This window comes from Parasphingorhabdus sp., assembly GCF_041748495.1.
GTDB lineage: Bacteria > Pseudomonadota > Alphaproteobacteria > Sphingomonadales > Sphingomonadaceae > Parasphingorhabdus.
In genome coordinates this window covers 1-6,737 of record NZ_JBGTDD010000111.1, presented here as the reverse complement: position 1 = coordinate 6,737, position 6,737 = coordinate 1, and the positions used below count along the sequence as shown (strand labels likewise).

Genomic DNA, 6,737 nt, shown 5'->3' with positions numbered 1-6,737 from the left:
AGAGAATGAGACTGTCGACGATATCAAGCTGTGGTATTTTCATTCGATGGATCACGCCGGTGACACGCTGTTGAGGCCCGATCTGCTTGGCCGGATCCGCCCGCGTTGCATGTTTCTAAGCTCGATTGAACGGAAATTGCTTGGTGCCTATCCGGATGGAACGAAAAGTCCGATCGAATTTGTTCCTGTCGCATTCAGTGCTTCCCCTAAGCTATTCGCAGAGCAGATCTCTCTCGATCTTTTCGTGACGACCGTGTCGCCGATGGACCGGCATGGATGGTTCACCTTTGGCACCAGCAATGACTATTCCACCGCTGCCGCTCGCAGCGCGAAAAAACTGGTCGTCGAGGTCAACCCGAACATGCCTCGGGTTTTCGGTGCTTCATTGCTGCATATTTCGGAAATCGATGCGATTGTGGAGAATGATACGCCGCTTGCTGAGGTTCACGCGCCCGAGACATCCCCTGAAGAGGCCAAAGTGGCAGCCACGATCGCCGATATGATCGATGACAGGGCCTGCCTGCAAATGGGTATCGGGGCACTCCCCGGCGCTGTTTGCGCCCTGCTCACCAATCGCCAGGATCTGGGTATCCATACCGAATTGATGACCCCGGCGCTCGGTGGTCTCGTCCAGTGCGGTGCGGTCACCAACCAGGCCAAGACCACCTATCGGGGGCTTAGCGTTTTCACATTCGCCATGGGCGACCGGGCTTTTTACGATTTTCTGGATGATAATCCGGCCATGCACAGCGCCCCGGTGAATGTCGTCAACGATCCCCGCCATATTGCCAAGAACGACAATGTAGTTTCGGTCAACGCCACGCTGCAAATCGATCTCGGAGGCGCCTGCAATTCGGAACATCTGATGGGACGGCAATATAGCGGTTCGGGCGGGCAGCTCGACTTTGTCCGCGGCGCCAACGCGTCCAAAGGCGGCAAGTCGATCATCGCCTGCCAGTCCACCGCCCGCAACGGTACCGTCTCGAGGATCGTGCCCCGGCTGGACGGACCGGTCACAACCCCGCGCAATGATACGCATATCGTGGTGACGGAATATGGCTGGACGGATCTGAGGGGCAAATCATTGCACCAGCGCGCCGAGGCCCTGATTGGCCTTGCTCATCCCAGATTCCGGGATGAACTGGCCAACGGACTATAAACCGTGCACCGGTTCAACGGACCGGCGCCCGGTCAAGGGATCAGAAATATCGTGATCCTGGTCGAACTCCTCGAATCGGACCCGTCTCTAAGGATGCCGAAGTGGGTTGGTCTTGTGGACCAATTTTATACCGCAATTAGGTAAGACTACGGATAGCTCCCCCTTCGCATTTCCTGCATCCGTCAGAAAATTCCGATGCCGTGAATGAAGCCGATCGCCCATTTGATTTACAGGACGTCCTTCGCGGCAAGATTTCTACGGTGGGAGAGACAGAATGAAATCCGTGCTGCTATATGTAAACGACGATTCCGGACTCGACGCCCGCTATCAGGCGGCGCTCGATCTCACCCGTGCGCTTGATGGCCATCTCCATTGCCAGCGGCCCAACCCCTACCAGCCGCAAATGGCATTTGATGGCGTGACCGGCATGTCTGTCATGTACGATATTGGCAAATATGCGCGCGAAGCCGATCTCCGATTGAAGGCAGAAATCGAGAAACGGCTCACCGGCGAAGACGTGCCGTGGGATTACCAGGAAGCCAATGCTGAGCCCGCCCGGGCACTGGCGCGCAGTTCGGCCCTGGCCGATGTGATGATACTGAGCTCGTGCAGCGGTGTGCAGGACAACAATATGCCGCTCGGCCTGTTGGGTGACGTGATTTTCAGCACCCATATTCCGCTTGTAGTCCAGCCGGACAATGTCAGGAAATTCGAGGTCGCTGGCCCTGTTGTAGTCGCCTGGAACGGCAGTTTGGAAGCAGGCAATGCGCTTCGCGCAGCGGTACCGCTGCTCAGGCTGGCCAGCGATGTGCACATCGTCGTCGTCGAGGAAGACAAGGACCACGATCTGCCGCCCATGGAAGCATCGGAATATCTTTCCCGATACGGAATAAAATCGAAGATCCACGAACTTGCCGCCGACAAATCCTCTGTGCAGGCCGTCCTTCTGTCCACCGTCGACACGCTGGACGCCAAATATATGGTGATGGGTGCTTATGGTCACAGCCGGGCGCGCGAGTTTTTCTTCGGTGGCGTAACCAGAAACCTTTTCAGGGATTGCCCGGTGCCGCTGCTGGTTGCGCATTGATCATGCACACGGGCCGTCCTTGTGGAAATATGGGATGAGCGGTGTTACCTTGAAATTTCATGGTGCCGCGGGCACCGTCACGGGCTCCTGTTTCGAAATCAATGGTGCGGGTCAGACGATATTGGTCGACTGCGGCATGTTTCAGGGCACAAGATCACTCGAAGCGCTCAACCATGAGCCCCTGCCCTTCGACCCGAAAAAAATTGATGTGGTGCTGCTGACCCATGCGCATCTCGATCATAGCGGCAGGCTGGCCTATCTCTATGCCAGCGGTTGCAGGGCCAAAACCTATTGCACCGCACCCAGCGCTGACATCATCAAACCGCTTTTACAGGACGCCGCCAAATTGCAGGCCGTCGACGTCGAGCGCCGGAATCGTCGGGCGGACCGGGCAGGCTTGCCACCCTTCACCCCGCTTTATGATGGCAAGGATATCGCCAGGCTCAGCAAAAATGTCCGTACGGTCGCCTATTGTGAAGAGCACACCCTGGACAATGGCGGCTCCTTTCGCTTTTGGGATGCCCGGCATATTGTGGGTTCCGCGTCGATTGAAATCAATATCGGCGGCCAGCGGCTGCTGTTTTCCGGCGATGTCGGCCCGGGCCGATCGATCAACTGTACCGCATCCGAGATCGGCGGCTACGACCATGTGATTTGCGAATCCACTTATGGCGACCGCGATCGCAACCTCATCCTGGTGAGCGAGCGCCGCGAGACGTTGGCGCGGCATGTGGAGGAAGTCATCGCGGCCGGCGGCAATGTCCTGATCCCGGCCTTTGCGCTGGAACGCACCCAGGCGATACTCGAAGATTTTGATGCATTATTCGCCTCCAGACGCCTGGCACCGGTCAATATATTCCTTGATTCGCCGCTGGCGCAGAAAGTGACACTGGCGGTGATGCGCTATCGCGATAGCGGCTCCGACATATTGAAGCGGACCAACATCCGGTTCATCCAGAACACGGCGGAATCCAGGAAGCTCAATCACATGACCGGCATTGTGATCATTGCCGGCTCTGGCATGTGCGAAGGGGGCCGGATCCGGCATCATCTGATCCGCAACCTGCCGCGTCGGCAGTCCCGGCTCTTGCTATCGGGCTATCAGGTGGCGGGGACATTGGGGTCGGTGCTCCGGGACGGGGCACAGCGGGTGCGTATTTCCGGCAATGACGTTGTCGTAAAGGCACAAGTTGCGACACTGGAAGGTTATTCCAACCATGCTGATCGCAGCGGTCTGGTCGAGTGGATCAAGGATCGCACGCCAATCAGGGGGTCGCTATTTCTGGTCCACGGGGAACAAAGCGGGCTTTCCGGTCTTGCCGAAACATTGGCAGCCATTCCGGATCTGCCGGCCGCTATCATCCCCGCACTGGCTGAGACTTGGGCATTGCAACCTGGCAAGCCGGCCACGCTCCTTGCTGCGGGCCGAGCCGATGCCAGCGAACTGACCGCCTCGCGCGACTGGATTTCAAGGCTGGCGGCGGTGCGCGAGGACATCGAACAAAAATTATTCGAACAGCCGACCAACCAGGATCGGGAGAAAATACTAGCCGCGCTCAAACGGGCGCTCGAAATCGTATAGAGGTTCCGCCGATCTCTTCGCTCTCAAACCCACACGCATGATCGACTAGACACACCAGAATATACTGCGCGCTGGCGGTCGATCTGCCAATCATATCTCGCCGTTCAGCAGTGTCTGGAAAGCTGTTGATGAACCATGCGATCCGCATGTGAGCCGGCGATCACAACTGATCGCACCCAATCATCCGAACTGTCGTTCCTCGGGTGTGCTCAGATCGACAAAGCAACCGAAAATGCCGAGAACCTCTCCGTCCCCCGCGATCTGGCACGTGCCCCGGGCCAGGACAGGAATTTCCTTGTTGTTATCCGTCAGGATCCGCGCACGAAATTCAAAATCCGCCCCTTCTTCCAATGCACGTGTTACCGCCATTTGAACAAGCGGACGATCCTCTGGATGATAATAGCGAATGGCCTTGTCGAGCGGTGGATGCCCAAGACTATGGCGCCGTTCATGCATGTCGAACACATAGTCTGACCATTTTAGAAAATTCGTTCTCGCATCCAGATGCCAGGATCCAAATCGCCCAACATCTTCCGAAATTTCAAGCGTCAGCTCGCATCGTTCGAGTCCCAATTGAGCCGCCTGCAAGTCGGTCTTTAGTTTTCGCAGTCGATAAGCCAAATAGGCAATCACTAGGATGAAGGCTAATGCCAGAAAGTAAGGCCAATAGTCTGATGTCATGATGCCCCTGCAACCCCATAGTTCGCTAAGAACTGATGCTTCGTGCGAAAGATATATAATATCGAACTCTAATAGAGCGGATGTGTTAGCAAATCGATACCTCTCTGCCGATTCATTTTTGCTGGACAAGAAAGGCCAAAGTAAATTTCGGAAGGCTCCGGGCATGATGGGCGCAAGGGTCAAGATCCCAAGCGCGAGCTACCTCCATCGAAGAGCTCGCATTGCGGCGAGTTCTGGGACCAGTCTAGACGATATCCGCTAGGCAATCCGGGAGTTAATCGAAGATTGCTAATTATCAAATATTCCGGAGCGACCCATGACCCGGATTATTTCCTCGCGCAGGGTCGGACTGCCAATCCATTGGCTCAGCACTTCCCGGGGCGAGCTCGCTTCCGAAAACCCATAACGTTCGGCCAGGGATTTCCACACTTGCCTTGCTTCCCGTTTTTCACCCAGCATCGCCGAGGAAATAATATAGGTCAATTCGAGGGCCGGCTCCACCCTCGGGGATGAGGCCATATATAGTGACGACAATTGCCGGGCCTGCTCGGCCTCACCCCGTTTCAACATTTGAAAAGCCACGGCCGCCGCAATCGTCAGATCAGCATTGGGATCCAGTTCCAGGGCGCGGGTCGCATAGTTCTCGCCTTCCGGCATGTTACAGCCGATCATGTAGAGACCGAGATATCCCGATATCCGCGAGTTGAGGGGATTGAGCGCCACCGCCTTTTCGCCCCACGCCACGCCGGTTGCGCAATCGCCTGCAAAAAAGGCAGACTGCGCGATAGCGAAATTGGCAGCCGCATTTCTCTGATCCAGCGCTTCAGCTTTTCTGGCAAGCAGCATCCCGACGCCCTTGACCTGAGAATCGGGGTTGCCGCTTTCCGACATATTTTGTGCAAAGGCCAAGATACTCAAAAGATGTGCATCATCGGGAAAACGGGCGACCGATTCTTGCAAGCATTTGCGGACCGGGCCGAGCTTTTCCTGCTCCCGGTAGCGGATGTACACGTCAAATCGGAGCAAGCACGGATATCCGATGGCATCATCGCTGCCAATTTTCGACATTTCTGCCTGCGCAACTTCACCATAATGGCCGGCCAAAGCGACAACGGCCTTGTCAATCTCGAGCTGCCAGACCGCCTTATCCGTGGTGATGATTTCTCTGGACCATAGAATCTCGCCGCTGACCCGATCCAGTAGGCGCAACTCGATTTCTTCTGCCGCAGGATTCAGATAGCGTAGCCTGATGACATAGCCGGCATTTCCCTGTTGGCTGGACCGGATATCATATATTCTCATGCCACCGAACCCGTTCAGGCTGCGGATCAGTCGGTTGCCGATCGACTGGATGATCTCGTCAGTGGGTGCGCCACTGTCCTTGCCTGGCAAATCCAGCGCAACTGCGGGATAGCCTATTTGATCGACATCTTGCGGAGCATCCTCTGTGGGCCAAAGCAGATAGCCGAGGATAATGCTCAATGATAATAGGATGGCTAGCCCCAGAAAACTTACAAAGCGTCGGTGCGAACGTAGATCATTTGCCAGGTCCGGCTGCGGAGGCAATTCCGATTCTGGTAAACGGGCAGCCGGTTCCTCCGGCGAGGCCATTTCCGCTGACTCGCCAATCAGATCCGCCTCCTTTTCGGAAGGCGCGACATTCGGTTCCAGTAGAATCTCATATTTGTTCCGGGCGATCGCCAGGCGGTTCTCGCCGCCCTTGCGCAGATAGAAATTGTCAAGCATCCGGCGCAAACGGCCCATCTGGACGCGCGGATAACTGTCTGTCTGAGTATCAAAATCCTCATGTCGTCCGAGCGCATCCGTGGCAATTGCATAGCTTTTCAGCGGGACGCTGTTTCCCGACAACTTATAATCAACCAGAAATCGCAGAAGCTTGCACATGCTCGGTGAGCGGGCAAATTCTGTGTCGCTCAACAATCGGTCCCGTTCCAGACACAATTGCAAAATCGTTGAATCATCCAACGGTTGATCATGGTCCTTCACTGGATCATTCTCCGAATGACAGCACTACTGGCGTTCAACATTACTACCACTGAATTGGTGAAACTTGCTGGAACCTAGCTTAGGACCTGTTGACAAATTGGCGCATCCATAACCGGATAGCGACGAGCTGGATGAAGCCGAGATAGCTGTCAGCGGTTTTGTCATATCGGGTTGCAAGGCGTCTGGCATTTTTGAGCTTGTTGAAGCAGCGCTCGACCATA

General features: G+C 55.7%; 6 protein-coding genes. 3 read left to right on the top strand and 3 right to left on the bottom strand.

The features are described 5' to 3' along the window. From ACEW8J_RS10125 to ACEW8J_RS10115, 3 genes are all read left to right on the top strand, one after another. The coding region (locus tag ACEW8J_RS10125) for an acetyl-CoA hydrolase/transferase family protein (protein ID WP_373491519.1) at positions 1-1,159 on the top strand (1,159 nt) is incomplete at its 5' end. A 274-nt stretch (positions 1,160-1,433) separates the two neighbouring features. Continuing rightward, the gene (locus ACEW8J_RS10120; RefSeq protein WP_373491518.1) at positions 1,434-2,246 is read left to right on the top strand and encodes a universal stress protein; all 813 of its coding nucleotides are present in this window, start codon (positions 1,434-1,436) and stop codon (positions 2,244-2,246) included. Positions 2,247-2,280: 34 nt separating this feature from the next. Beyond that, complete coding sequence (locus ACEW8J_RS10115; RefSeq protein ID WP_373491517.1) at positions 2,281-3,828, top strand: MBL fold metallo-hydrolase; 1,548 nt, start codon at positions 2,281-2,283, stop codon at positions 3,826-3,828. A 180-nt stretch (positions 3,829-4,008) separates the two neighbouring features. Here the strand turns inward: ACEW8J_RS10115 and ACEW8J_RS10110 are convergent, their stop codons facing one another. From ACEW8J_RS10110 to ACEW8J_RS10100, 3 genes are all read right to left on the bottom strand, one after another. Then, positions 4,009-4,509 carry a PAS domain-containing protein gene (locus tag ACEW8J_RS10110; RefSeq protein WP_373491516.1) on the bottom strand — a complete coding sequence of 167 codons (501 nt, stop codon included), beginning with the start codon at positions 4,507-4,509 and terminating at the stop codon, positions 4,009-4,011. A 288-nt stretch (positions 4,510-4,797) separates the two neighbouring features. Continuing rightward, positions 4,798-6,447, bottom strand: coding sequence for a tetratricopeptide repeat protein (locus ACEW8J_RS10105; RefSeq protein ID WP_373491515.1), 1,650 nt, complete (start codon positions 6,445-6,447; stop codon positions 4,798-4,800). A 148-nt stretch (positions 6,448-6,595) separates the two neighbouring features. Continuing rightward, positions 6,596-6,737, bottom strand: a 142-nt coding sequence (locus tag ACEW8J_RS10100) for a transposase (protein ID WP_373491520.1), incomplete at its 5' end; no start/stop codon positions are given.